General features: G+C 57.7%; 22 protein-coding genes and 4 pseudogenes. 12 read left to right on the top strand and 14 right to left on the bottom strand.

Annotation, left to right across the window (positions count from 1 at the left end):
* Positions 1-720 precede the first annotated feature (720 nt).
* Positions 721-1,113, top strand: a complete 393-nt coding sequence (locus tag DJ563_RS10680; RefSeq protein WP_434519468.1) for a DUF1652 domain-containing protein — start codon at positions 721-723, stop codon at positions 1,111-1,113.
* A gap of 73 nt (positions 1,114-1,186) precedes the next feature.
* Here DJ563_RS10680 and DJ563_RS10675 read toward each other — a convergent pair whose 3' ends face one another.
* Together DJ563_RS10675 and DJ563_RS10670 are read right to left on the bottom strand one after the other, a co-directional pair.
* Positions 1,187-5,290, bottom strand: coding sequence for a CheR family methyltransferase (locus DJ563_RS10675; protein ID WP_434519467.1), 4,104 nt, complete (start codon positions 5,288-5,290; stop codon positions 1,187-1,189).
* Between the two features lie 86 nt (positions 5,291-5,376).
* On the bottom strand, positions 5,377-5,709 hold the full coding sequence (locus DJ563_RS10670) for a hypothetical protein (RefSeq protein ID WP_172288889.1): 333 nt from the start codon (positions 5,707-5,709) through the stop codon (positions 5,377-5,379).
* 290 nt (positions 5,710-5,999) lie between these two features.
* Here DJ563_RS10670 and DJ563_RS10665 point away from each other — a divergent pair, with 290 nt between their 5' ends.
* Positions 6,000-6,380 (top strand): termination factor Rho, encoded by a 381-nt coding sequence (locus DJ563_RS10665; protein ID WP_172286878.1) that lies wholly within the window; start codon positions 6,000-6,002, stop codon positions 6,378-6,380.
* Positions 6,381-6,687: 307 nt separating this feature from the next.
* Here DJ563_RS10665 and DJ563_RS10660 read toward each other — a convergent pair.
* Positions 6,688-6,876: pseudogene (locus DJ563_RS10660) on the bottom strand (general stress protein); the annotation flags it as partial.
* Between the two features lie 267 nt (positions 6,877-7,143).
* Here DJ563_RS10660 and DJ563_RS10655 point away from each other — a divergent pair.
* The gene (locus DJ563_RS10655) at positions 7,144-7,530 is read left to right on the top strand and encodes an NUDIX domain-containing protein (protein ID WP_172286879.1); all 387 of its coding nucleotides are present in this window, start codon (positions 7,144-7,146) and stop codon (positions 7,528-7,530) included.
* Between the two features lie 6 nt (positions 7,531-7,536).
* Here the strand turns inward: DJ563_RS10655 and DJ563_RS10650 are convergent, their stop codons facing one another.
* Together DJ563_RS10650 and DJ563_RS10645 are read right to left on the bottom strand one after the other, a co-directional pair.
* Positions 7,537-8,340 carry an OBAP family protein gene (locus tag DJ563_RS10650; RefSeq protein WP_172286880.1) on the bottom strand — a complete coding sequence of 268 codons (804 nt, stop codon included), beginning with the start codon at positions 8,338-8,340 and terminating at the stop codon, positions 7,537-7,539.
* 61 nt (positions 8,341-8,401) lie between these two features.
* A complete protein-coding gene (locus tag DJ563_RS10645) occupies positions 8,402-9,733 on the bottom strand; it encodes an SDR family oxidoreductase (RefSeq protein ID WP_434519466.1) in 1,332 nt (443 codons plus the stop codon).
* Between the two features lie 400 nt (positions 9,734-10,133).
* Between DJ563_RS10645 and DJ563_RS10640 the strand changes: the two genes are divergently transcribed.
* A complete protein-coding gene (locus DJ563_RS10640; RefSeq protein ID WP_434519465.1) occupies positions 10,134-12,701 on the top strand; it encodes a bifunctional diguanylate cyclase/phosphodiesterase in 2,568 nt (855 codons plus the stop codon).
* A 131-nt stretch (positions 12,702-12,832) separates the two neighbouring features.
* Here the strand turns inward: DJ563_RS10640 and DJ563_RS10635 are convergent, their stop codons facing one another.
* Positions 12,833-13,957 (bottom strand): mechanosensitive ion channel family protein, encoded by a 1,125-nt coding sequence (locus DJ563_RS10635; RefSeq protein ID WP_434519464.1) that lies wholly within the window; start codon positions 13,955-13,957, stop codon positions 12,833-12,835.
* A gap of 85 nt (positions 13,958-14,042) precedes the next feature.
* Positions 14,043-14,156 (bottom strand): annotated as a pseudogene (locus DJ563_RS10630) (cytochrome o ubiquinol oxidase subunit IV); the annotation flags it as partial.
* Positions 14,157-14,280: 124 nt separating this feature from the next.
* On the opposite strand from DJ563_RS10630, the gene DJ563_RS10625 reads away from it, so the two are divergent.
* The 3 genes from DJ563_RS10625 to DJ563_RS10615 all read left to right on the top strand — a co-directional run bounded on the left by DJ563_RS10625 (position 14,281) and on the right by DJ563_RS10615 (position 16,106).
* On the top strand, positions 14,281-14,505 hold the full coding sequence (locus tag DJ563_RS10625; protein WP_064492742.1) for a hypothetical protein: 225 nt from the start codon (positions 14,281-14,283) through the stop codon (positions 14,503-14,505).
* A 168-nt stretch (positions 14,506-14,673) separates the two neighbouring features.
* Positions 14,674-14,970, top strand: a complete 297-nt coding sequence (locus tag DJ563_RS10620) for a DUF6555 family protein (protein ID WP_064492741.1) — start codon at positions 14,674-14,676, stop codon at positions 14,968-14,970.
* Between the two features lie 68 nt (positions 14,971-15,038).
* Positions 15,039-16,106 (top strand): peptidase M42, encoded by a 1,068-nt coding sequence (locus tag DJ563_RS10615; protein WP_064492740.1) that lies wholly within the window; start codon positions 15,039-15,041, stop codon positions 16,104-16,106.
* On the opposite strand, the gene DJ563_RS10610 is transcribed toward DJ563_RS10615, so the two are convergent.
* The 3 genes from DJ563_RS10610 to DJ563_RS10600 form a co-directional block, all read right to left on the bottom strand.
* Positions 16,090-16,533, bottom strand: coding sequence for a DUF421 domain-containing protein (locus tag DJ563_RS10610; protein WP_064492739.1), 444 nt, complete (start codon positions 16,531-16,533; stop codon positions 16,090-16,092). The two genes, DJ563_RS10615 and DJ563_RS10610, sit on opposite strands and share 17 nt — an antisense overlap.
* Before the next feature lie 9 nt (positions 16,534-16,542).
* Complete coding sequence (locus tag DJ563_RS10605) at positions 16,543-16,995, bottom strand: hypothetical protein (protein WP_434519717.1); 453 nt, start codon at positions 16,993-16,995, stop codon at positions 16,543-16,545.
* 65 nt (positions 16,996-17,060) lie between these two features.
* Entirely contained in the window at positions 17,061-17,564 is a 504-nt protein-coding gene (locus DJ563_RS10600) for a CinA family protein (protein WP_434519716.1), read from the bottom strand.
* Between the two features lie 180 nt (positions 17,565-17,744).
* On the opposite strand from DJ563_RS10600, the gene DJ563_RS10595 reads away from it, so the two are divergent.
* The 4 genes and pseudogenes from DJ563_RS10595 to DJ563_RS10580 all read left to right on the top strand — a co-directional run bounded on the left by DJ563_RS10595 (position 17,745) and on the right by DJ563_RS10580 (position 18,959).
* Positions 17,745-17,978, top strand: a complete 234-nt coding sequence (locus DJ563_RS10595) for a PLDc N-terminal domain-containing protein (protein WP_064492737.1) — start codon at positions 17,745-17,747, stop codon at positions 17,976-17,978.
* A gap of 91 nt (positions 17,979-18,069) precedes the next feature.
* Positions 18,070-18,294, top strand: a complete 225-nt coding sequence (locus tag DJ563_RS10590; RefSeq protein ID WP_434519463.1) for a hypothetical protein — start codon at positions 18,070-18,072, stop codon at positions 18,292-18,294.
* A gap of 73 nt (positions 18,295-18,367) precedes the next feature.
* Positions 18,368-18,660: pseudogene (locus tag DJ563_RS10585) on the top strand (hypothetical protein).
* Positions 18,657-18,959: a hypothetical protein gene (locus DJ563_RS10580; protein ID WP_064492736.1), complete on the top strand. Its 303-nt coding sequence runs from the start codon at positions 18,657-18,659 to the stop codon at positions 18,957-18,959. Before DJ563_RS10585 ends, DJ563_RS10580 begins: the two are co-directional and overlap by 4 nt.
* A 291-nt stretch (positions 18,960-19,250) precedes the next feature.
* On the opposite strand, the pseudogene DJ563_RS10575 reads toward DJ563_RS10580, so the two are convergent.
* A pseudogene (locus DJ563_RS10575) lies at positions 19,251-19,557 on the bottom strand (tyrosine-type recombinase/integrase); the annotation flags it as partial.
* Positions 19,558-19,690: 133 nt separating this feature from the next.
* On the opposite strand from DJ563_RS10575, the gene catA reads away from it, so the two are divergent.
* Positions 19,691-20,350, top strand: coding sequence for a type A chloramphenicol O-acetyltransferase (gene catA / locus DJ563_RS10570; RefSeq protein WP_434519462.1), 660 nt, complete (start codon positions 19,691-19,693; stop codon positions 20,348-20,350).
* A gap of 138 nt (positions 20,351-20,488) precedes the next feature.
* Here catA and DJ563_RS10565 read toward each other — a convergent pair whose 3' ends face one another.
* From DJ563_RS10565 to DJ563_RS10555, 3 genes are all read right to left on the bottom strand, one after another.
* Positions 20,489-20,725, bottom strand: a complete 237-nt coding sequence (locus DJ563_RS10565) for a hypothetical protein (protein WP_274099457.1) — start codon at positions 20,723-20,725, stop codon at positions 20,489-20,491.
* A 138-nt stretch (positions 20,726-20,863) separates the two neighbouring features.
* On the bottom strand, positions 20,864-21,250 hold the full coding sequence (locus DJ563_RS10560; protein ID WP_434519461.1) for a cupin domain-containing protein: 387 nt from the start codon (positions 21,248-21,250) through the stop codon (positions 20,864-20,866).
* A 72-nt stretch (positions 21,251-21,322) separates the two neighbouring features.
* On the bottom strand, positions 21,323-22,147 hold the full coding sequence (locus DJ563_RS10555; protein WP_434519460.1) for an AraC family transcriptional regulator: 825 nt from the start codon (positions 22,145-22,147) through the stop codon (positions 21,323-21,325).
* Positions 22,148-22,307: the final 160 nt, after the last annotated feature.

Genomic DNA, 22,307 nt, shown 5'->3' with positions numbered 1-22,307 from the left:
AAATATACGGACAAGCAGAAACGCAAGAACGGGAGATCCACCGCCATTTGGCCATCCACCTAGCTGCCCGATCCTGCACATGATCCACTGCCGGTTGAGCCACTCGCCGGATCTGCACCGCTACTATCCCCCCGTTGACGCCGGAGCCCGAGTCAGCATCGGTACCGTACCTCCCGAGTTGTCCGTTCCATTGTCATGGGTACCGCCATTACCCGTGCCCATGCCAACGGCTAATGTTCCTGAGCCTGTCGCACCGCCTTGGCCGTTCATGTGCCCATTGCTGTGCGGTTGCGTTCCCGGGGCGCGCTGATCGTTCAGGTCTGTGGCGGCCAGGGCAAGTGGCGCCGCGCAACCCACGCACATTGCGAGCAGCAACGCGTACGTTTTTTCTGCTTTCATGTGAAACTCTCTGGTCGTTCACCTTGTGTTCGGCCTGCTGTTTACCGAAGGGTGCCCGCAGAGCGACGGAAGCTTCTGATGCAGAAAGGCCGGGTCAGGGTAAGGCCGATCGCGATCGACGGATTGGGAGGATCAAGAGCGCTTACCTCCCGAAGCGGGTGAACAGACGCCCCATTCTGATGAAAGGCGTTCAACTGAAAAGGCCCGACTTCGACGAGCTCGTACGCCACTTGTCTAGCTGCAGGCACTCCTGAGCCTCGCCCGCTTCCCAAGTTTAGGTGCAGATACCATCTGCCTCCGAACGGATAAAGGACATGGTCATTGAAGAAAAACGCTCCCGGTAAGGTATCGCAGCAGGGCAGAATTTTTGAACAGGCATGGGAGTTCAACCTCAAAATTAAAACGCCTGAGGGAATGATCATGGATCTGTATGGGCTATCTAATCTAGAAATTCTCCAGCTGATAGAGCGCGCGTTTCTACCAGATGTCTGCAGGTGCACGTTAGCTGGAGACCTCCTGAGCTTGAGCCTTACGAGCTATCGCGACCCCAAAAAAAGTGTTGTGCTGCAGGCGGTTGATTCACAGGTCCTTAATTCCGCCCGTGAAATTGTCGGTTTGATTGCAGATGCACGGATTCAACTCGCAGGACTGACGGCAGTAGACGTGGTGCACGTAGCTGTTTCTGTAGAAGTGGGGCCACGGCGCGACCCGTAGGCCGCCCTGGCTATAGAGTACGTTGCGGTTCGGCGGTGCTCACGGCTGAGCCTCAGTGGAATAACATATGAATTTACGAAATGCGTAATCCTTCGATAGTTTCTATCAGTACCTCATACTGCACAGGCTTGGTCAGGTGCTGATCAAATCCGGATAGAGTAGAGGATACCTTGTCACCATAGCCCGAAAGAGCGATGGCAGGCGTCTTCTGCAAATGGTTGATCTTGCGCAGTTCACCAACCAGTTGATGTCCATCCATACCCGGCATGCCAATGTCCGAGATAATGACATCGTAGTGGGTAACTTTGGCGTGCTCGACCACTTGCAAGGGATCATGAAATGCCGTCACCACAGCTTCTTCCATCTCAAGTAACTGTTGCATGACGTCCAATATTTCGGTCGAGTCGTCGACGAGCAAAATCTTGATGCCATGCAACCGCGCAGCTTGCACCGGATCCTGGGAAGGCCCATTGACCGATGACTGAGCACAAAGCGGCAAAGTGACGGTGAAGGTACAGCCAAGGCCGATACCTGCGGAAGAGGCCGCAACGCTTCCACCATGGGCTTCAACCAGCTGACGAACCAAAGACAAGCCAATACCAAGGCCTTCCCGCTTGTGCGTGGAATGCTGATGCGTGGCTTGACTGAACAGGTTGAATACACGATCCAGATCCTGTTTCGTCAGCCCGACCCCGTTATCGACAAACTGCAGTTTCACCGTGTCGTTCACTTGCTTGACAATAATTTGGATGACGGGATGCGCTGCGCTGAATTTCAGGGCATTGTTGAGTAGATTCCAAATCACTTGTTCAAGGCGCGTGACATCGCCGTTCACCCAGCAGTCACCCCTGGCCTCAGGCTCGATCTCGAGCGTGATGTGGCCTTCAGGACATTCGCTGGAGGCGACGGCAAAGATTTCTTCCAGGATGGCCGTGATTTCAACCGGCTGCTTTTTGAGTTTCAGTTTGCCTGTGCGAATACGGGCGACGTCCAGCAAGTCGTCAATGATTCGCGCTTGGCTGGCAACCGCATCACTGATGGTATCCACGGCCTTGCTGGCGCGCTCCGCTGCCCGAACTGCGGGTACGCGTCGCAAGATTTCAGCATTGAGCTGTATCAAGTTTAACGGGTGCTTCAGCTCATGAGACATCACGGCGAAAAACTCGTCTTTCATGTGACTGCTGGTCTGGGTTTCTTTAAGGATACGGCTTTGCTGCTCTTGCATGCGCTTGTGCCCAGTGAGGTCGCGGGCGATTTTTACATAACCGGTGAGTGAGTCACTTGTCAAAGTGGCGACTTCGCCACTGCAGTAGAAGCGTTCGCCCCCTTTACGCACATGCCAACGTTCGTCTAGGCAGCGGCCCTCCAGGTGAGCCTTGCGCAGCTCCTCTGCCGGTACGCCGCTGGCGCGGTCTTCGGCGGAGAAGATCAGCTCGAAGTATTTGCCGATAACTTCCTCTTTGACATAACCAAAAATCATCTCTGCGCCCGTGTTCCAGTCGCTGATCATGCCGTGTTCGTCCATGACAATGATGGCGAAATCGTGAGTACTTTCCGCTACCAAGCGCATGCGTTCCTGCCCCAGTCGCAGGCTTTCTTCAGCGGCGCGGCGCTTGGTAATGTCGATGAACGTCAGGACCGTCCCATTGATCAGGTTTTCGTTTGACCGGTACGGCAGCAAGCGGGCGATATACCAGCGCTGGTTGTTGCTGGGGACTTCGCGTTCGATGATATTCAACGTTTCAAATACAGCCGCCGCATCGTCGGTCAGCTGCGGATAATCCAGCCGGTGGGTAATGTCTAGCAAGGAGCGGCCCGTGTCGCTGGTCAACATGTTGAAAATATCGGTAGTACGAGGCGTGAACCAACGAATGCGCATACTTTTATCGACAAAGATGGTCGCGATGTCGGTGGACGCTATCAAATTGCTAAGGTAGTCGTTGACTTTGTCGGTTTCTTCGACTTTGGTCTTCAGCTCGTAGTTGACGGTCAAGAGTTCTTCATTGATCGACTGCAGCTCTTCCTTGCTGGTTTCCAATTCCTCCGTGGCTGAGCGCAGCTCTTCGTTGATGGCTTGGGCTTCCTCGTTCGAGGCTTTGAGTTCCTCACTCGAGACTTCCGACTGTTCAATGGTCTCCTGAAGCTGAAGTTTGGTTTGATGTAGTTCCTTTTCCAGCACGGCCAAGGCCGGGTCGTCCGCGCTCGACGATGCCTCTTGCCGCTCAGGCGAAGACGGCGGGCCAACCTGAAAGACGACCAGGAACACGTCATGATCGGTGGCTTCGTCGCGGTATGGCTCAATGAGCACGCGTACACGTTCGTCGCCGAGTGTCGCCACGCGCGAACTCGCCCGCTTACCGCTTTGCTGGGCCTGGTACAGCGTTGTGCGTAACTCCAGACGCAGCGCAGGATCGATCAAATTGACCAGATTACGGTTAACTTCACCGGCGACATAACGCAGAAAGCGCCCCACCCCGTTGTCCAAGTGCAGGATATCCAAATTGCCGTCGACCACCAGGCTGGGCGGCTGGATGCTTTCCAGTGCACGCCGATGGATGTCGGCGAAGGAGATTTTCCCGGCACGTTTGGGCACTACGGGTACAGACTCATCGGTGCCGCTGCGCACATAGCCTGCGCGTGGAATCGTAGGCGAACGCCGTTCCGTACTGCTGAGCTTCGCGCGATAAATACGATTGCGCTTGTCAATGGCGACAAACAGTTCTGGACACACATCGGCGGACTCGGATGAGCCCAGAAACAGGTAGCCACCGGTGCGAAGCGCGAAATGGAACATTTGCAGAATTTCACGTTGAACTTCGCGGTCGAGGTAAATCATCAAGTTGCGGCAGACAATCAAGTCGATTTGCGAGAACGGCGGATCCGCCAGGATGTTGTGCTTGGCAAACAATACGACATCGCGCACTTCCTTGTTGATCCGGTAGTGCGATCCTTCCTTGACGAAGTAGTGGCGTAAACGGGTAGGTGGGACGTCGGTCAAAATGGCTTCGGAGAACTGCCCGGCGCGGCCTTTGGCAATGGCGCGCTCATCCACATCGGTGGCGAACAGCTGAATTTTGCGCTCGCTGTTTTCCAGCGACTGATGCTCCATTGCCAAGATCGCGAGGCTATAGGCTTCTTCACCGCTCGAACAACCTGCCGACCAGATGCGAATCTCTTCTCGCTGGGAAGGGTTCTGAGGCTTTCGTGCGAAAATTTCGCCGAGAACGCTTCGTTCCAACGCTTCAAACGCTTCACGATCGCGGAAGAAATTGGTGACGCCAATCAACATGTCACCTAATAGCGCCTTGGCTTCTTCGGCATGGGTTTCAATGTAGGTGAGGTAGGCGGTCAGGTCAGCTTGCGTCGTCACCTGCAGGCGACGCTCGAGTCGCCTCAGCACTGTAGCGCGCTTGTAGTGTTTGAAATCATGCCCGGTACGGTTACGCAGCACAGCGAGTATTTGCCCCAGCAGGTGTTCATCGTCATATTCGGGGGAAACCGCGACGGCGTCGCAAGGCTGGAAGGCATTGGAGGCGGGGAGTCGAATCGTTTGAGCGTTGCGCCACAGATCGAGCAGTTTTTGCGGCATCTCGGCAACTGGCAATATGACATCCACCAACTGCGTTTCGATTGCAGCCCGTGGCATGCCATCAAATTCCGCATCCTCCGGGTTCTGCACAAGCGTCACGCCGCCTTGCTCTTTGATTCGCGACAAACCCACCGCGCCGTCCGAACCGGTTCCCGATAGCACCAGGCAAAATGCGCGGTGCTTGTGAACGTCTGCCAGGTCTCGAAAGAACAAATCGATGGCGACATGAGTCCCCTGAGGCCGGGTTGCAACATTGGCCTGCAGGTAGCCATCGTTCATCGCCAATTGCCTGGCAGGCGACAACACGTACACGTGATTAGGCTTGATCTCGCAACGCCCGGTCACCTGTTGAACGGGCATTTTGGTGCTTGAGGCGAGAATTCTGTCAATGACGCTTTCGTGATCGGGCGAGAGATGTAGCACCACCACGAATGCCATACCGTTATCGGCTGGCATGTTCTCGAGAAATTTTTTGAGCGCCTGAATGCCCCCCGCCGACGCACCGATGCCAACCACCGGAAATGGCAGCTCGCTCGGCACTATCTCTTTGCGCTGCGGTAATGCGGTTTTGTTATCGTCAGCGCTCATAGCAGGATTCTCATCGGAAGGACAAAAGCGGCCAGTCTAGTTCAGCCCGACGCTCAAAAAAACAGGCGTGTAAGGAAGGCCCTTGTTCAGTCGGTGAACGCGAGCGTACGCACGTGATAATGCTCGTCGTTCGTGGCGGCCGATGCCGGCGCCAGGGTGTGCGCAACGTCGTTGCTGGCCGGGGGCTCAGGGAAGTCCCTGTCGATTACAGCGAGGTGTTCTGATGCGTCGGCATAGCAGCGCAGCGCTGAGGCTTTCAGTCGTATATAGCGTTCGAACTGCTCCGCATCCAATTGGGGGTGAGTCAAAATTTGCTCCGCTTGCTGGAGGCGTCGATGCGCCTCGCCGAGCAGCCGTTGATTCTGTTCAAGAGCAAGGGCTCGGCATCGTTTCAGTTCATTCGCTTCATCAGACTGCATCGCGGCGTTCTCCACAGAATACCCTTTAACTTGTGACTTGGTACGCATCAGTGGGGTGCTATGGAATGTGTTCGAAAATCTGCTACGTGTGAGCGCTTAATGCATCGATTTTTTCAACCGATAAGCCGCCTATGGCTTGAGCATGCAAGTGAGCGAACAGGCGACGGAATATCCCTCGAATCGGATGCCGACGGATCAGGTACCTGCTGCAGCCGTTTGTCCATTTTTCGGCACTCTGCCGAAGGGCAGGTGTTCAACCGTTCACTTAGAGCCTTTCAGGAGTGACGGTCATGCCCCGTGGAGACAAAGACAAATACACCGAGAAGCAAAAACGCAAAGCTGAACACATCGAAGAAAGCTATGAGCACAAAGGCGTTTCCAAAGATGAAGCAGAGTCCCGCGCTTGGGCCACTGTCAACAAACACTCCGGTGGCGGAGAGAAAAAGGGCGGTTCGGGCAAGCAGACGCCGGCGAGCGAGAAGAAAACAGCGCGCTCCGATTCGGCCAGGCGCGCAGCTAAAACCCGAGAGGGCCACCCACGCACATCGGGATCTTCGCTGCAAACCCAGACCAAGGAAAGCCTGATGAAGGAAGCCCGCAGCAAAAACATCAAGGGGCGCTCGAGCATGTCCAAGGCGCAATTGATAGACGCGCTGCAAAAACACGGCTGAATCGCCAGCAGGGATTGCTGCAAGGAGTTTGCATGACGGGCGCCGTTCGCTCACCGTGGTGAAAGCATGCAGTAAATTGCCTGCTTGAACGGGTTGTTGCGCGGGGCCTTCCATTTGCCCGGTCCAAGCGTCCCGTGCCAGCTTGCGATCTAGCAGCGCAGGAAAGAAGAGCGTGCCTATTTAATTACAAGGCTCCAGCGCGTCGATGAGAGAGGGCACTGATCAGCCCACGCCAACGAGCCGAGCTGATCAGCCATGCCAGCGTGAAGCCAGGTCAGCATGCTGACCTGGCCTCGGTCACGCGAGGTCATTCACTCTTGCGACCACCACCGTGGCTGTGCTGGCCGCCAACGCGGCCGGCTTCGGATGCACGTTCACGGTCATTGGCGAAATTGCCGCCTGAAGCTTTCCCCCCTTTGCGCCCGGCCTCGGACGCCTTCTCCCGATCATTTGCGAAATTGCCTGGGTTGTTTTGAGCAGTGCCGCCTTGATTGCCACGGTTACTTTGATTGTTAGCCATGATCTTTCACCTCATGTCAGCACACAGGAAAGTCTGTGTTCAACTAGGACGGTAGGCGCGGCGCGATTGTCTCGGGTGATGTGGACATTTGCCGATGAGTTGCACTAAAGATAAAGTCGGCAATGTGTTGCGCTCAAATGCTGTGGCATCAAGGTATTAGACAACGTCAACACGCTATTGGCTTGAACCTGCGCGGTGAGGAACCAGTCCATCGTAATATGAGAATGGTTAAAGGAGGTGGGCATGTCCAAGCCAGGCAAGCTCAGATCAAGAGCAACAGTGTTGTGCTTTCTCGGGGCCAGGGTATTGCTGGTGCGCCGCAAATCGCGCAAATGGAATTTTCCAGGGGGCGGCCTCAAGCCGCACGAGGCCCCGTTGAATGCAGCCATTCGCGAACTCCAAGAGGAAACTGGCATTTGCAGGGAGCGCCTGGTCCCGCTGTGTACCCTTCGTGCGGGCGATATTGTTCATCACATCTTCACGATGCAGATCGATGAGCGAGACCACCCTGAGCCGCAAAACGAGATCGTGGCGTGTAAATGGGTACAGCGCGACAAATTGGCACCGTCCCTGCTCAAGCCCGCTGCAGCCGCACTGCTGGCACGCGAGCTACCGGCCCTGATCGCCTGACACGGCTCAAGGGCTTGAGCGGCTGTTGGCATCGTTTGGCGTCGGGGACGCTGCAGGGCTATGCACATGCTGGCCGGTCGGGTCCGTGAGCTGAATGATATTGCCCTGCTCCCAACCGTTGGCTGCGGGGTCGAGAGGGGGGATCGGTATATCCGCACGTTGGACCTTGCTTTTGCGAGTATCCAGCTGCAATCGCTGATTGCGTTGCCGAACCATGGCTGGGTCGGCCTGCCCATCTGCGGTGAACCCCATCATCAATTGCGGCACACCCAAGGGCAGGCGCTTGTCCTGATCGGTATGCCATGTATGCCACGTCTTGCCATACGTATGGGCCAGCCGGGTCATCAACGCGTGTTCGGCGCTTGCAGGGATGTTGGGTGCGCTCAACTGCCCGGATGACACTTCATAACCATGGCTATGCCACAGGGGCTTTTCAGCGGCAGGCAGTTTGGCGAACAGGTTGGCATCGATGATGTACTCCACGCCCATGATCTTCGCGTCTTTGGTGGTGCCATCGTAGATCACGCATTGAATGACATCCTCGTTGAGGACAGCGCAGTAATGATGAGCCTCCATTTGTGCGTCTGGCTGGCCATTATAGAAATGAAACCCGTTGAGGTAGGCATTAAGGGCATCTATCGGGGGCTTGGCCTGAAGCACCGCCGCGCCTGCTTCAAGCAGCTGGGTGCCAGCGGTTTCCGGCCTTCCAGGTGCCTCTACGGGGGACTGCGTGGCAACACTGCTGCAGCCCCAGACAAACAGGCTGCAGGCAACAGGAAGGACAGCGCGGAAGGTTTGGATTGCGTGCATGGGGCGTTTTCCAGGGCAATACGCGTCTCGCCGGGCCAAGACGCGCGAGGGTCAATGGGCGTTATCGTTCAGTGCGGTTGCGCAGCAGCGCGTAGGCGCAGGCGCCCACCAGCAACGACACGGCAACACCCATTAATACGCGGGCTTTTTGCTGGCCTTCGCGCCATCCGCCATGTACCTGGCGCTCGCCGCTTGGCGGGGCGAACAGGTTTCCCGATGAAACATCGGCGGCGGGGCTGCGGCTCAATCCGAGACGCGCCAGCCAGCCTGCCATATGGCCAAGCCGTGGAACGATATAGCTGGCCAGGTGCGCTACGCGGGCTGCGCTCCCCACCGTCGTGGATGCCCTCGGTGTGATCGCACAGTTCACCATCGCCTTGGCTACGCGCTCGGGGTCATAGATTGGCCCTGGCGGCTTGAGTGCATGCCCGGTGTAGTTGCCACCGTCACGAAACCCTGGGGTATCCATCACGGCGGGGTAGATATCGCAGACATGAATATCTGCAAACTCGGCGAGCTCGCCGCGCAGGGCTTCGGTCAGGCCACGCAAGCCAAACTTGCTGGCGGAATAAGCAGCCGCATAAGGTTGAGCGACCCAGCTTCCCAGCGACAAGGTATTGATCAAGATGCCGCTTCGCTGCGCCTTGAAGTAAGGCAAGGCAACATAGGCGCCGCGCAAGTAGCCGATCAGATCGGTTTGAATCACTTGCTCATGGGCTTCAAGGGGTATTTGGTCGAAACGCCCCACGGCACCCACCCCTGCATTGTTGATCCATATATCGATGCGGCCTTTGCCGAATTCGACGGCGCGCGCTGCCAACGCCTGCATATCCGCGCTTTGGGTAACGTCGGTGGTCACCGCAACGGCATCGGTACCGCACTCGGTGCATTCATCGAGCACTTCGAACAGGGCGTTTTCATCGCGTGCAGCGAGGACCAGGCGTGCCCCTTTGCAGGCAAACGCATGCGCTGCAGCGCGGCCAATGCCACTGGATGCGCCGGTGATAACCACCACTTTGCCACGCAGTGGTCCAGTGAACGTTTTGCCATTTGGCTCGCTCAAGGCTTGATCAGCCTCTGGCAATTCATCGTCCACACTGGAAGCAGACACATCAGCCTCGATTCGCGACAGTTCGAGTGACGTCCCGTCGACCAACTTCAACGTGAGGTTTTCAATGTGACCGGCAACCCGATCGGGGAAAACCGGTTCGCCCTCGGCATCCAGGCTGTCATAAATGAACCGCTGACCGTCGAGCCAGCCAACGGCGGTCAGCAGCTCGGGCCCCAGATAATACTTGCCGTCCAGAAAAAAGCCTGCAAATTGATGCGCACGTTCAACGTTCTCGACGCAATAGCGGTCCCCTGGCTTCATACCCGTTGCTTTATCGATCATGGCTGACACCTCTGCCTGGTTTCAATGGGTTATGGCGTGGGCATTGCCCAAGCGCATCAGCCATCGGATTGCTCTTCGGGGGGCACCTGATCGTCAGGCCAATCGGGAGCCTGTTGGCCAGGGTCGGGCTTGGGCGCGGGTTCACCTGGGTTCTCAGGGACACATCGACATACGGGTCGTGTTCGTTGGGGGCTGCCATGGGGTGGCTCCTATGCAGTAGGTTTGCCTTCCATTAGGCAGCCGTTATGCCCTGGCTGTTCCATCTGATTGTTCGGCAATTCAACGGTTGCCGACCTCCGCGGTGGGCATGTGCAACGCGCAGGCCACCGGTTGTCATTTTTACCGATCGTTCTTCTTGGTCGGGCAGTCAATGGAAAGAATCCCTGGTGATGGTGACTGAATGGACCCGATTTCTGACAATGATCTGTCGACGCGCAGCCACGTGGTCCGGCAACTGATCGTCGTGTTTACCGGCCTGTTGATGGTGGTACTGATTGTCGGGTTGGGGGCTCTCTACCGGATTGCCGGGTCACTTGATCAACGCGAAATGGCGCAAAGCCGTTTTCATGCTGAGTCTGCAATGGCCCAGCTACAAAAAAATGAGCGCAGCTATGTCCTTACCCACGCCATCTGGCAATCTGCATTTGACCATCTAGGCCGCGGGGTGGATGTGCAGTGGGCTTTTGATGAAGATAACGTTGGCCCCACGCTGTTTACCGCTGACGGTTATGTGGGCGTGTTCGTACTCGATGATGACGGCAGCCGCTACGCCATGGTCGATGGCCAATTGAGCGATGCATCATTCGCCCACTACAGCCCCCAGGCTGACCTGATCCTCAGCCAGGCGCGGCAGGTTGCTGCCAAGCAACAAGCCACTTCAGGCTATTTCCAATTTGGTGGGCAGCCGGCACTGTACACGGCTGCGGTAATCCAGCCACCCTCGATGCCGCATCATCTACCGGCGCCCCGTGCGGTACTGGTATTTGTCCGGCGTCTCGATACCAGCCTGCTCGAGCCTTTGGGCCGTGCTGCTGGCCTGTCTGGCTTCGCCGTCGCGGATCGCATGGCTGCGGACGGGGCAAAGGGTACGCTGCCGCTTGAGGGCAGTGGTCATACGCTGACATGGCACATCGAACGCCCGGGCAGTGAGCTGGTTTCCACCGTGGTGCCTGCGCTGACCTTGGCGGGAGTGCTCATTGGCTTATTGATGACGCTGTTTGCCCGTTATGCCATCCGCGCCAGCACGGGCATGGACCGCAGCCATGAACAACTCGCGGCGTCCAAAGCGGCGCTCGAGACCAGCGAGGAGCGGTTTCGGGCTGTGGCCGAAGCGTCATCCGACTGGATCTGGGAAACCGATGCCGACTTGCACCTGAGCTATCTGTCGGCGCGGTTCGCTGAACTCACCGGGCACAAGGCAGACGCTTGGCTGCATCGACCGATTACCGAGCTGCTCGATTGCGATACCGCGCAGCTTGAAAACTGGCTGCACGGCCTGGCTGCCAGCCACGCTACGGGCAGCTTGCGCTGCCAGTATCATGATCACCTGGGGCAGCAGCGTATTTGCCGCATTGCGGCACGGGCAAGTTTCGATCGTGGTGTCTGCAAAGGGTTTCGTGGCACCAGCAGCGATATCACCGACGAGGTTGCCGCCCATGCACAGATACAACACCTGTCGCTTCACGACGCCCTCACGGGGTTGCCAAACCGCAACAAGCTCTTTCGATTCCTGGAGCAAGCGGGGCAAGGCGCTGTGCCCCAAGCCATCGCGCTGATCTTGCTGGACCTCGACAATTTCAAGCCCATCAATGACAGCTTGGGCCACCCGGCCGGTGATGCTGTGCTGATCGAGGTGGCGAGGCGCCTGGGTGAGATAACGCGCGACACTGACTTGGTAGCACGCTTGGGGGGAGACGAATTCATCATCGTGCTCTCGCGCCCCGGGCAGCGCGTCGACATGGACCGCTTTTGTGCTCGCGTCGTGGAGTCGTTGCAACAACCCATACTGGCTGATGGCCATTCGGTGCAGGTCGGGGTCAGCCTGGGGCTGGCACTGTCAGCGGAGTACCCGGGCACCCCCAGTGACCTGATCCGATACGCAGACATTGCGCTGTACAGCGCCAAGTCTGCTGGCAAACACACCTGGCGTTACTTCTCTGCGCAGATGAACGAGGCGCTGCTGGAAAAGCGCGTGCTTGAACGCGAATTGCGCGAAGGCATCGGCCGTGATGAGCTCGTGTTGCATTTCCAGCCGCGCTACAAGGTCGATGGCACAACGGTCGCCTCGGTAGAAGCGCTGGTGCGTTGGCAGCATCCGCGTCAAGGTTTGTTACGCCCTGATCGCTTTATTGCTATGGCCGAAGAATCGGACCTGATCGTGCAGTTGGGCAACTGGGTGATCCACGACGCATGCGCCAAGGCCAAGGCCTGGCCAGTGGCAATCATGGTCTCGGTCAACATGTCACCCGCGCAGTTCAGCCGTAGTGACGTGGTACGCGATGTCGCCGAGGCACTGCGCCAGACAGGGTTACCTGCCCATCGCCTGGAACTGGAGATCACCGAAAACGTGATGCTCAATGACGTCGAGGGGGCCTTGCAGACCATGAACGCGCTGAAGGAGTTGGGCGTTCGGTTGAACATGGATGACTTCGGCACCGGTTACTCTTCGCTGGGCTATCTGCGAACTTACCCGTTCGACAGTATCAAGATCGACAAACGTTTCGTTCAATCCTTAGGCAAGAGCGCGAGTGACCGCAGCGTGGTTCAGGCCATCATCAATCTGGGCAATGCCATGGGCATGACGGTAACCGCCGAGGGCGTTGAAACCGCCGAGCAACTGGCCCTGCTCAGCGATGATCAGTGCCATGAAGTGCAAGGTTTTCTGCTCAGCAAACCGGTCGACAACGACGACGTGATACGGCTCATGCTCGCTCGACAGCCGAGCGCCGAAATGCCCCGCTCAGGTTGAACGTAAAACCTTCCGGCAGGGGGGCCTTCAGCCACTGAGCCATTGCTTCTTATCTGAGGATGGATCTGTATGCTGGCGCGGTTTGAATCAGGCCGGCGGGGAGGGGGCCGGATACCCCCTCACACCATCTTTCAAGCGCCACTGAGGCCGCGCCCTTCGCGGCTTTGCTCCAGCCGGCTGGCTTCCTCTGGCAATGCGGTAACTTTGATTGCGCGTACCGGCACGGCGAATTTGGCCCCTATCGCGGAGAAGCGCTCCAGCAGCCGAAAGTTGATGGCTTGCTGAATGTCCATGTAAAGGTTGTAGCCTGGGTCCTTGACGATATAGACACATTCGAACTCCAGCGCTTCCTTGCCGAAGCCGCGCAGATGTGCGCGGTCGAAGCGTACCTGCTCTTGGTCCTTGATGGCTTCTTCGACGATGGCAGGCGCCTTTTTCACTGCCTCGGTAGGCGTGTCATAAGACAGGCCGAACTCGAACACGATCCGCCGTTCTTGCAGGCGCTTGTAGTTCTGGATCGTGCTGCTGATCATGCTGGCGTTGGCCATCACGATCTGCTCGCCACCGAGGCTGCGGATGCGCGTGGTTTTAAGGCCGACGTGCTCGACGGTGCCAGCCAGCGGGCCGATGACGATGAAGTCCCCGACCTCGAAGGGCTTGTCCACCGCAATCGACAGCGAGGCGAACAGATCGCCGAGGATGTTTTGCACGGCCAAGGCTACCGCGATGCCGCCCACGCCCAGGCTGGCGACAAAGGCGGTGATGTTCACCCCCAGGTTCGACAGCATTGCCAGCAGCACCACGGACCATAGCAGCACCCGCGCGCCCCAGGCCGAAAGGGTGGCCAACGCACTGCCTTGGTTCAGGCCGGTGGCATTGTGGCGGGCGAAATAGCGGCTCAACCCCAGGCCAATGGCGCGGTTGGCCCACAGGCCGATCTGCAAGGCGGCAACCACGAACCACAGGCTGCTGACCCGAGTCAGCCAGCGCTCCGGCAGGTCGAGCATGCTCAGGCCCACCAGCAACGAGGCGAGGAACAGCAAAAAGTTGCTGGTGCCTGACAACACCTTGGCCAGTACCTGGCTCAACGCGCCATCGTGCTCGGACCAGTGCCGGACCCGGCGCAACAGAAAACTGATGGCAGCGCGGGCTACCAGAAACGTAAGCAGTGCCACGCACAGTGCTACAAGTACATTGAGAATGGAGATACCGAATACGGTGGTGTCGGTGAACAATGCGATGAGTCGATCATTCATTGGCGGTTAGCCTCCTTGGTTGCCCTGGAGTGATAAGCAGGTCATGTGCTTGGACGTCAATGAGGCGCCGCAGGTCGATCGGATTTCACAAACCCTGCATGTTGTAATGCACGTAGTACATGATCCACAGCGAGAGCCCCACCAGCAGCACGATGATCACGACCGTAAACACCAGGGCTACCAAGCTCCAGCGTTGCTCCACGGTGCGGCGTTGGCCAACCCGCTGACGCGTCGGGCGAGTTGGCCGTTGAGGCAAACGGAACAAACTTTTTGCCTGCCTTCGGGTTCTTCTGAAATGACTTCAACAGTATGAGGAAATCCCAATGAAGCGCACCGATGACAACACAGGCGACAAGGTCCCTCAGCCGCTTGCTTCTGAACAGGCGCAACGCGGCGAACAGGTGCCAGGCCCGGTGCTCAAACAGCCGGAGCCGGAAACCGAGGCGGTGGACAAAGTCATAACGCCTACCTCGATCAAGGAGCAGGCGCAACAGACCCAGCACATCAAACAGCGTCTGGCTGAGGTCGAGGAAAAGAAACAGTCCTGATCGCCACGACCTGGGACCGGGTGTCTAGCCCGGCTTCATGGCGAGCTTCGCGAAGGCATAGCGCCTTCGCGATCGCAATGCGAAACGCGTAATGACCAGTCAGTCAAAATTTCTGAATTTTTTTTGCTTTCGCCCGCTCCATTAGCCTGAACAATGGAGGAGAGTCCCATGGCAGGACCGCAACTGTATGTAATCGAATATGAGCTACATGGAGAATTCCGCACCTTCATCATCCGGCTTGAGTGTATGGACAACGCTGAAGCCTGGCACTGGGCGAGCTGCGATGCGGGGGTAGGTATCATTCCCAGGTTTGGTCAGCACAAGATAAAGAAGGTCAGCCGGCCCATGGCGGAGCGTTACGGTATTGCCAATGTACGTTGGCGGCCATCAGGGCAAGGGCCCGAATTTGTCGCGCTGCCTATCGATGTCAAGAAATTCTCTAACAGCGGCACAAGCAGCGCCTGAGGCGTTGCTTGCTGGCAGGCAAGGCCAGGGTCGTCGCCCTGGCTATTTCAAAAGACAGAGGTAGCCCCATGGAAATCATGCCGCTGCTAGAAGCCTTGTTACTGGCCCGCGGCCCAGGCGGCCAAGAAGATGAAGTGCGGGCGGTATGTCGCGATGCGCTTGGGGCGTACTGCGACGATGTGCATACCGACAACGCCGGCAACCTGCTCGGGGTGATCCGCGCCGCTGGCGATGCCAAGCCCGACGCGTCGATCAAGGTCATGGCTCACCTGGACGAAATTGCCATGATCGTAAAGAACGTCAGGCCGGACGGCACGCTCGAAGTGCTGGCACTCGGCGGCGCGCAGCCAATCAGCTTTGGCGTCTGCCCTGTGGACATCCTGGGTGATCGACAGATGCTTCCCGGCGTCCTGTCTTTCGGGTCGATGCACAGCAGTGGGCAGACCGCCAGCGGGCGTGACGTGTTGGCTGGAGCGGTGCAGTGGTCTGACCTCCATGTGGTCACGCGCAAACCCAAGAAGGCGTTGGAGGCAGTCGGCGTACGGCCAGGTACGCGGGTGGTGCTGAGCCGCCATTGGCGGCAACCGTTCAAGGTCCACGACAGCATTGCGGCGCATTTTCTTGACGATCGCGCGCCCTTGGCTGCGGTGATCCATTGTGCTCATCAGCTACAGCTAAGGCGCAGCGAATTGCGCCAGGATGTGTGGTTCGTATTGACGACGTTGGAGGAAGAATCCAACGCGGGCGCTATGTATGCGGCGTCCAGGCTGCCGGGCGATACCACCATTGCCGTCGAGGTCGGTCCGGTGCTGGAGGAGTACGGAACCAGGCTGTCTGCCGACCCGATCATCAACACGGGTGACCAGAAGGGCTATTACTCCCGCCAAGTGGTACAGGCCCTGATCGCGGCCACGCACCGGGCTGGTTACACCCCCCAAGTCGCACTGCTGGTTGATTTTGCGTCCGATGCAAGCGCGGTGCTCAGTACCGGTACGGACGCCCGAGCCGGCTGCATCGCCATACCCACAGAAAACACCCATGGTTTCGAGATGGTGGTGCAGGAAGGCATTAACGCCTGTGCAAGCAGCCTGCTGGAATACCTGCTGCAACCAGAGCAGATCATTCCTGAGGTATGATCGAGATCTTGCCATTGCGCTCGACGATGGCGAATTTGATTTGCTCGACGGTTTCGATGCCTTGGCTGTCGCGTGCAGATTCGAGGATATCGTCCTCGGTCAGCCGTGCTCGGCGCATGCGTTGGTGAAGAAAGCGTCCCTGTTCGACCACCAGCGTTGCATGGCCGTCGAGCAGACGTGCCAAAGGTCTGGAATTCAACTTGGCCAACGACAGACCTACATCCAGCACAATCAGCGTGGCAATCACCAGAACAGCATTGGTAAAGGAAAAGTCCTCACCCAGCAACGCCTGCTGAGTCGCTTCGCCAATGATCAACAACAGCACGAAGTCGAACGTGGTCAGGTCGGCCAACGAGCGCCTGCCAGCCACACGAAACAGCAACATCAGGACAACGTACATGCCTGCCGCACGAAGGATGGAATCCATGTCACGCTCCTAGGGGTACAGGAAGGTAGTGAAATTTACCGCGCTGCTCGGGTCTGCTCTGACACTGCCTTCAAGGGTGCCGACATACTCGCTGCGCAGCGTCAGGTAGAGGGTGGCCACACCGTCTTCGCTGGTGCCAAGTTCCAGCAGCAGTGCCTCGCCATGAGACCGCGACACCTGCGGCTCGGGCTGCAGGGTCTCGATACTGGCCTCCTGCAGCAAGGTTCCGCCCAGCAGCAGTATGACCGGCTTCCCGGGGGGGCCGCGAACTGTGATTCGCATTTTATCGGTACTGCCTGTACGGCTGAGCCGCTGATACTCGATCCGTACACGGCCGTCGCTACTCACGGCCTGGGCGTCACTGAGCGGACCATTGCCAAACAATCCGGCCAGGGCAAGCAACACGATCATCACCAGCGAGTACCATCCAACCCGCTCGAAGCGCCATACACGGCGCTGCATGGGCATGTCTTCCTCGACCGGGTGATGCCTTGAGATCAGCTCGTCTTCGCTCACGGCCTTAGCCCTCAGGCGCGCTCACCGCGCAGCCAGCGTTGATGGTAATGCTCCAGGTGTGACAACCCGAACAATGCCCCCTGGCGGATGATGTCTGCGCGGTCACCAAAGAAACGCTGCCTCCGGGTGAAAACGGCATGTGGCTCGCCGGCGAAGGCCCAGGCAAAGCAGACAGTGCCCGGTGCAATGCCGTCTTGCGGCTCCGGCCCTGCGACACCGGTGCTGGCGATGGCAACTGTGGCGTCGCTGTCCTTCAACGCACCCAATGCCATTTCCCAGGCCACAGCCTCGCTAGTAAGCCCGTAGCGTTCAATGGTTTGTTGGCTAACGCCTAAAAGCCTTCTTTTGGCGCTGGGCGAATAAACGACGTAACCGCTTTCAAGTACTTCGCCGGTACCCGGTACTGCCGCCAGCAATGAGACCATGGCGCCAGCTGTGCATGATTCGGCAGTCGTCAGGACCAGATTGTGAGTCCTTAGGTAGTAAAGCGCCTCGAATACTGGATCTTTAGACATAGCGGGCCATCCGAGTGCTGTTTTGCGATGGACGTGTTGCGGGCAAAGTTGGTTCAGTGTGCGTGGCGTCCATTCATCTACGCCGGATAAAGCTGCCTGAACTTTGAACGGCACGCAGGCTTCCCTTTTATACGAGGCCATGATTTTCGTGGCCTGTCATTTGGAATAGGAGAGGCGGTCATGACCGAGCCTGTGACGTATTTCTGGATCGCCGTGGCGGTGATCATTCTACTTGTCGATCTGTGGGCCATTGTCAGTGTCTTTCGCAGTGACAAAGCCGATGCGACCAAAGCGCTGTGGGCGCTGTTACTACTGGCACTGCCCATCGTCGGCCTGGCTATCTGGGGCATCATGGGGCCGCGTGGCATCAAGCGCGGGACGGGACCGTCATCCCCCGAACATAGTAAGGGGTGAAGCCAAACAGACGGCTTCGCAATGCGTTGTGTCTCAGCCAAATTTCACGAAAGAGGCTAATATTCGCAGGGAAACTAGCCTGGGGATGGTAATGGACAAGCGTACTTTCGTAGGAATGGTTGAGGCCGGCGAGCCGCTGATCCAGCAGGCAGTGGACGCATTCCGTGCCTACCACGAGGCTCAGGATTGTAGCGCTCCACCAGAGGAGGTTGAACGGCTCCGCCTGCTGGCTGCATCTCTGTTCCAGGCGGTCTCAGACCACCAGTTCCGGGTCTTAGCCAAGGCTCGTGGCAAGGATTTGCCACCATTGCACTGACCTGCTGATCGGCAATTCCCCGTACCAGGTTTCGCCTATAAGATACTGTATTTTTGTACAGTGTCGGTGCCCTATGTATTTCCTCCTCGTTCGCCGCCGCGTGAATGGCGTGGCCATCCCCACCAGTCAGCTCAGGAAGATCACGCCGCTCCGGGCAGACATCCACTCGGCGACAATCACAGTGAGCCACTGGGCCGGGTCGCTACTCAGGCCTGGGTATTCAACCCGACCCCTGGGCCTGACGTGATACCCCGGCTGCACGATGCCAAGGTCAACGGCATGGCCCAACTCGGCATGAACATAAACGGCATCGAGGAGATCGGCGGCGTGGTGTACGCGCAGTCGTGGTGGTGCAAGGCAGAATGATGAGCCGACTACCGCGGGCCTGGCTGGACGAGCTCAACGACCAGTTCGCCCTGACCACCGATCCAGATAACCGAGCTGCCGTCCTGGCTGAGATGGCCATGGCCGCCCACCGGCGGGGGGAAGTGGACGCCGACCAGCTGTGCGAGATGCTCGAGTTTGCCGAGGCGGCTCGGCTCTATGGCCTGAACGAGCACGAAGACATGTACGCCTGCGGCCTGCTCGGCTACCACGATCCTCTGCCGGAATGGGGTGTCGAGGTGATCAAGGGGCAGTGCAGGGAGCCGCCTCTCTGTGGATAGCTATACAAAGGAAGGGAATCGGTCGTCAGAGTGCCGGGGAGGCCTGGCCAGGGCCATGACTTTTGAAGTGACGTTTGCCAGGATGCGTCCGTACGGGTGAAGCTTCGTTGCAGCGAAAGCAGGGCCGGAAGTCCTGTGTTATCAAGCCATTACCGTGGCTTGTCATGCATGGGGTGCAAGGGGTCGAGTGTTCGAATCACTCCGTCCCGACCAATAATCCCAATGGGAAAGGCCAATGTTCAGAGCATTGGCCTTTTTCATTTGCGTGACTTTTGCGTGACTCCCTCTTACTCATGCCTTCCTCCTGGTCAGCATCGTGAGTACGGTCCACGGGAATCTGTTGCGGACACCTTGTTGGCCGCCTCGATCAGTTGCCCGATCTCCGCGCCTGAGTAGTGCCTGGTGATGCTGCCGTTCTTGTGCCTGAGCAGCGCTTCCAATACCCTTCCGTTACACCTGCGGCCCGCAGTCGGCCACCGAAGGTGTGTTTCACATCGTGAATCCTGACTGGGGCGTACCCAGGGTGAGTGGGGCGAAGGTTTGCCTCCTGCCAGAATCACGCCGCTCTCACCCGTGCCTTCTTCCAGGCCGAGTCGTTTTTGGACCCGATCCATGGGCTCCTGCAACGGACCGGGGCGGTTCGTTGAAGGCACAACGCTACTGCTGCTTTGAATGGCATGCTAAATCCAGGAATGTTATGGTTTGCCTTTTAGATGTTTGGGTAGTGTCAAATGGTAAACAACACCCTTGGGTACTCGAAAGTTGATGTGGCGACTTGGGCCCGTAAAGAGCATTTCGAAATATTAAGTACGGTGGGCGCGTGTACCTTTAGTCAGACTGCGCAGCTAGACGTAACAGCGTTACTAGCCTACACAAAAGCTGCAGAGCTAAAGTTTTATCCGGTGATGATTCACGTTATTGCCAAGCTGGTGAACAGGTTTCCTGAGTTTCGAATGGCAATGAAAAACGGTGAGCTGGTTTTATGGGATGTGGTTCATCCGAGTTACACCATTTTCCATCAAAGTACAGAGACCTTTTCGTCGCTATGGACCTGCTATGCAGACGATCTGGGTGCCTTTCTGCAAGGGTTTTCAAGTGATCGAGAAAAGTATGGGCGCGATCATTCCTATTTTCCTAGGCACGAATACGCTGAGAACGTTTTTTACGTCTCAGCGAACCCATGGGTAAGCTTTACCAGCTTTAATTTCAACGTGGCAGATGCAAGTAATTTTTTTGCGCCAATGTTTACGATTGGTAAGTATTACTCGCAAGGTGAGAGCATTTTCATGCCATTAGCAGTTCAAGTGCATCATGCTGTTTGTGACGGCTTTCATGTGGGTAGAATAATCAATGAGATCCAGAAGTCGTGCAACGCGTTAAGTGGGAACTGATAAAGGAAATTGATTACGTATGCCAAACAAGCCCACGCCCACGCTGGGCTTTCTGAATATGTGCCATTTCCACAGCGGCACCTTTGCGGGCGCTCCATCCACGCTGGATGCTTGGCCAGGCGGACAGATCCGCTGCCGTTAGCCTTCAGGCAGGGTGGTACCGCATACGAATTCCTTCGAGCCAAGGCGGTGTGACCCGTACTCAACGACGTAGCCATCACCAAGGCGCTCCGCCTCCGCCTTGGCTGTCTTCTGGTCTGCATAGACGTCGACAAAATGCCATGGATGCCTATCCCGAAGGACGCCCCACCCAAGCACCCAGCCTTCTTTGGCGGGGTCTGGAGGCAGGTTTTTCGCTAAGCTGCGGATGCCCATATAGCGGTCCTCTGAAGCGATAGCTATTAAAGCGCCGGATTCACGATTTTCTACAGCATTGAGGATCTTAGTTCCATATACGCATAGTGTGCTCGCGGTTCTACGCGCATCCCGGTATCGTCTATTGAGACGATCAACTCAAATCCAGACGTCGTTCAAAGCCGTCCGCTCACCGCCTTCATGGCCGGTATTCACCACGCCGCGTGGCTCGATCATCATCAGTTTCGCTTCCCCCTGCGCCGCTGTCCTGTGTTCCACCCCACGTGGCACGACATACAATTCGCCGGGGTTCACATAAACGCAGCCCTCTGGCAGATCGATGCGCAAGGTGCCTTCAAGCACAAGAAACGCTTCATCGGTCTCCGGGTGCGAATGCCAGATGAATTCACCTTCGATTCGCACGACCTTGAACTGGTAGTCGTTCATTTCCGCGACCACCCTGGGGCTCCACTGCTGTTCAATCAGTGAAGCCTTCTGGGTCAGGTTCACAGGGCATGATGCGCGTTGCGCGTTGGCGTCGGACATGACGGATCCTCTGTAGTTGAGGTGATCAGCCTACCCAACCCAACGCACGCCGCTCTTGTACGATCCTGCAAGTCAGCGGGCAGGCCGCAAGCGTTCCAGCCAGCGCAATGGCGACACGCCATAGCTGCGGGTGAAGTGCCGTGTCATGTGGCTCTGATCGTGAAAGCCCGCAGCCAGTGCTGCATCGACCAGCGTGAAGCCATCCAGCATCAGCCGCCGAGCAGTGTCCAGGCGCCGCAGCGTGACAAAGCGGTAGGGGCTGGTGCCATAAAGGGCGCGGAAGTCGCGTGACAAGCTCCATTGCTCGCGGCCGCTGGCCTGTTCGAGCATCTCCAGGGTGATGCCCTGTTGAAGGTGTTCCATGATGAACGCCCGGGCGCGCTCGGCCGAGCGGTAGTCCAGGCGTTTGCGGCCGCGTGGCTTGCTGCCGACCGCACGCAGCGCCATGGCCAGGTCATAGACGGCGTCCTGCTCCTCCAGCGTTTCCAGTGGGTGATCCAGTGCCTGCACGAAGGCTTCACTGGCGCGGTACAGGCGCGGGTCGCGGGTCAGCCCGCCGGCAATGAAGGGCAATGGCTCACCGCTGAGCACGTTTTGAATCAGCGCCGGGTCGATGTAGGCCATCCGGTAGCGAAAGCCCGCATCCGTACCGGCCATACCATCATGGACTTCGTCAGGGTGGAGGACGAGCGTATTACCTGGTACGCCGTGGCACAGCGCCCCCTTGTAGTGAAAGCTCTGCACGCCGGCGAGGGTGCGGCCGATCGAGTAGGTGTCGTGACGATGCGGGTCGTAGCCATGGCTGCCGAACCATGCTTCGATCCGTTCTACGCTGCCAGGTTGAGCGCTACGTATGACCCAGTCCGAGGTGGCAGCGGGGCTTGCTTTTCGTACCATGAAGGGTCTTTCCTGCGAGTTACCTCGCGTGATGGTCACATGAAAACGGTCGCCTTTCTGTAAGGCCGCTCTCAGCCAGAGGCCCTGAACCTCTAAAGCAGATCGGCGTTCCCATGTGCTGTCTGAAACGAGGTGTCGCAGACAGCGCATGGAACACGCC

Origin of the sequence: Pseudomonas sp. NFX1, assembly GCF_051123555.1 — a bacterium.
Taxonomy (GTDB): Bacteria; Pseudomonadota; Gammaproteobacteria; order Pseudomonadales; family Pseudomonadaceae; genus Aquipseudomonas; species Aquipseudomonas capeferrum.
Note: the sequence above shows the minus strand (reverse complement) of the source record. Positions and strands in the feature narration are given on the sequence as shown.

Bases quoted from the DNA above. Each gene is read 5' to 3' on its own strand.
- DJ563_RS10650 (WP_172286880.1), bottom strand. From the start codon at position 8,340: ATGCACGCAATCCAAACCTTCCGCGCTGTCCTTCCTGTTGCCTGCAGC.
- DJ563_RS10675 (WP_434519467.1), bottom strand. From the start codon at position 5,290: ATGAGCGCTGACGATAACAAAACCGCATTACCGCAGCGCAAAGAGATA.
- DJ563_RS10565 (WP_274099457.1), bottom strand. From the start codon at position 20,725: ATGGGCATCCGCAGCTTAGCGAAAAACCTGCCTCCAGACCCCGCCAAA.
- DJ563_RS10645 (WP_434519466.1), bottom strand. From the start codon at position 9,733: ATGATCGATAAAGCAACGGGTATGAAGCCAGGGGACCGCTATTGCGTC.
- DJ563_RS10555 (WP_434519460.1), bottom strand. From the start codon at position 22,147: ATGGTACGAAAAGCAAGCCCCGCTGCCACCTCGGACTGGGTCATACGT.
- DJ563_RS10610 (WP_064492739.1), bottom strand. From the start codon at position 16,533: ATGGATTCCATCCTTCGTGCGGCAGGCATGTACGTTGTCCTGATGTTG.
- DJ563_RS10615 (WP_064492740.1), top strand. From the start codon at position 15,039: ATGGAAATCATGCCGCTGCTAGAAGCCTTGTTACTGGCCCGCGGCCCA.
- DJ563_RS10670 (WP_172288889.1), bottom strand. From the start codon at position 5,709: ATGCAGTCTGATGAAGCGAATGAACTGAAACGATGCCGAGCCCTTGCT.
- DJ563_RS10595 (WP_064492737.1), top strand. From the start codon at position 17,745: ATGACCGAGCCTGTGACGTATTTCTGGATCGCCGTGGCGGTGATCATT.
- DJ563_RS10620 (WP_064492741.1), top strand. From the start codon at position 14,674: ATGGCAGGACCGCAACTGTATGTAATCGAATATGAGCTACATGGAGAA.
- DJ563_RS10655 (WP_172286879.1), top strand. From the start codon at position 7,144: ATGTCCAAGCCAGGCAAGCTCAGATCAAGAGCAACAGTGTTGTGCTTT.
- DJ563_RS10635 (WP_434519464.1), bottom strand. From the start codon at position 13,957: ATGAATGATCGACTCATCGCATTGTTCACCGACACCACCGTATTCGGT.
- catA (WP_434519462.1), top strand. From the start codon at position 19,691: ATGGTAAACAACACCCTTGGGTACTCGAAAGTTGATGTGGCGACTTGG.
- DJ563_RS10590 (WP_434519463.1), top strand. From the start codon at position 18,070: ATGGACAAGCGTACTTTCGTAGGAATGGTTGAGGCCGGCGAGCCGCTG.
- DJ563_RS10560 (WP_434519461.1), bottom strand. From the start codon at position 21,250: ATGTCCGACGCCAACGCGCAACGCGCATCATGCCCTGTGAACCTGACC.
- DJ563_RS10600 (WP_434519716.1), bottom strand. From the start codon at position 17,564: ATGTCTAAAGATCCAGTATTCGAGGCGCTTTACTACCTAAGGACTCAC.
- DJ563_RS10580 (WP_064492736.1), top strand. From the start codon at position 18,657: ATGATGAGCCGACTACCGCGGGCCTGGCTGGACGAGCTCAACGACCAG.
- DJ563_RS10605 (WP_434519717.1), bottom strand. From the start codon at position 16,995: ATGCAGCGCCGTGTATGGCGCTTCGAGCGGGTTGGATGGTACTCGCTG.
- DJ563_RS10625 (WP_064492742.1), top strand. From the start codon at position 14,281: ATGAAGCGCACCGATGACAACACAGGCGACAAGGTCCCTCAGCCGCTT.
- DJ563_RS10640 (WP_434519465.1), top strand. From the start codon at position 10,134: ATGGACCCGATTTCTGACAATGATCTGTCGACGCGCAGCCACGTGGTC.
- DJ563_RS10665 (WP_172286878.1), top strand. From the start codon at position 6,000: ATGCCCCGTGGAGACAAAGACAAATACACCGAGAAGCAAAAACGCAAA.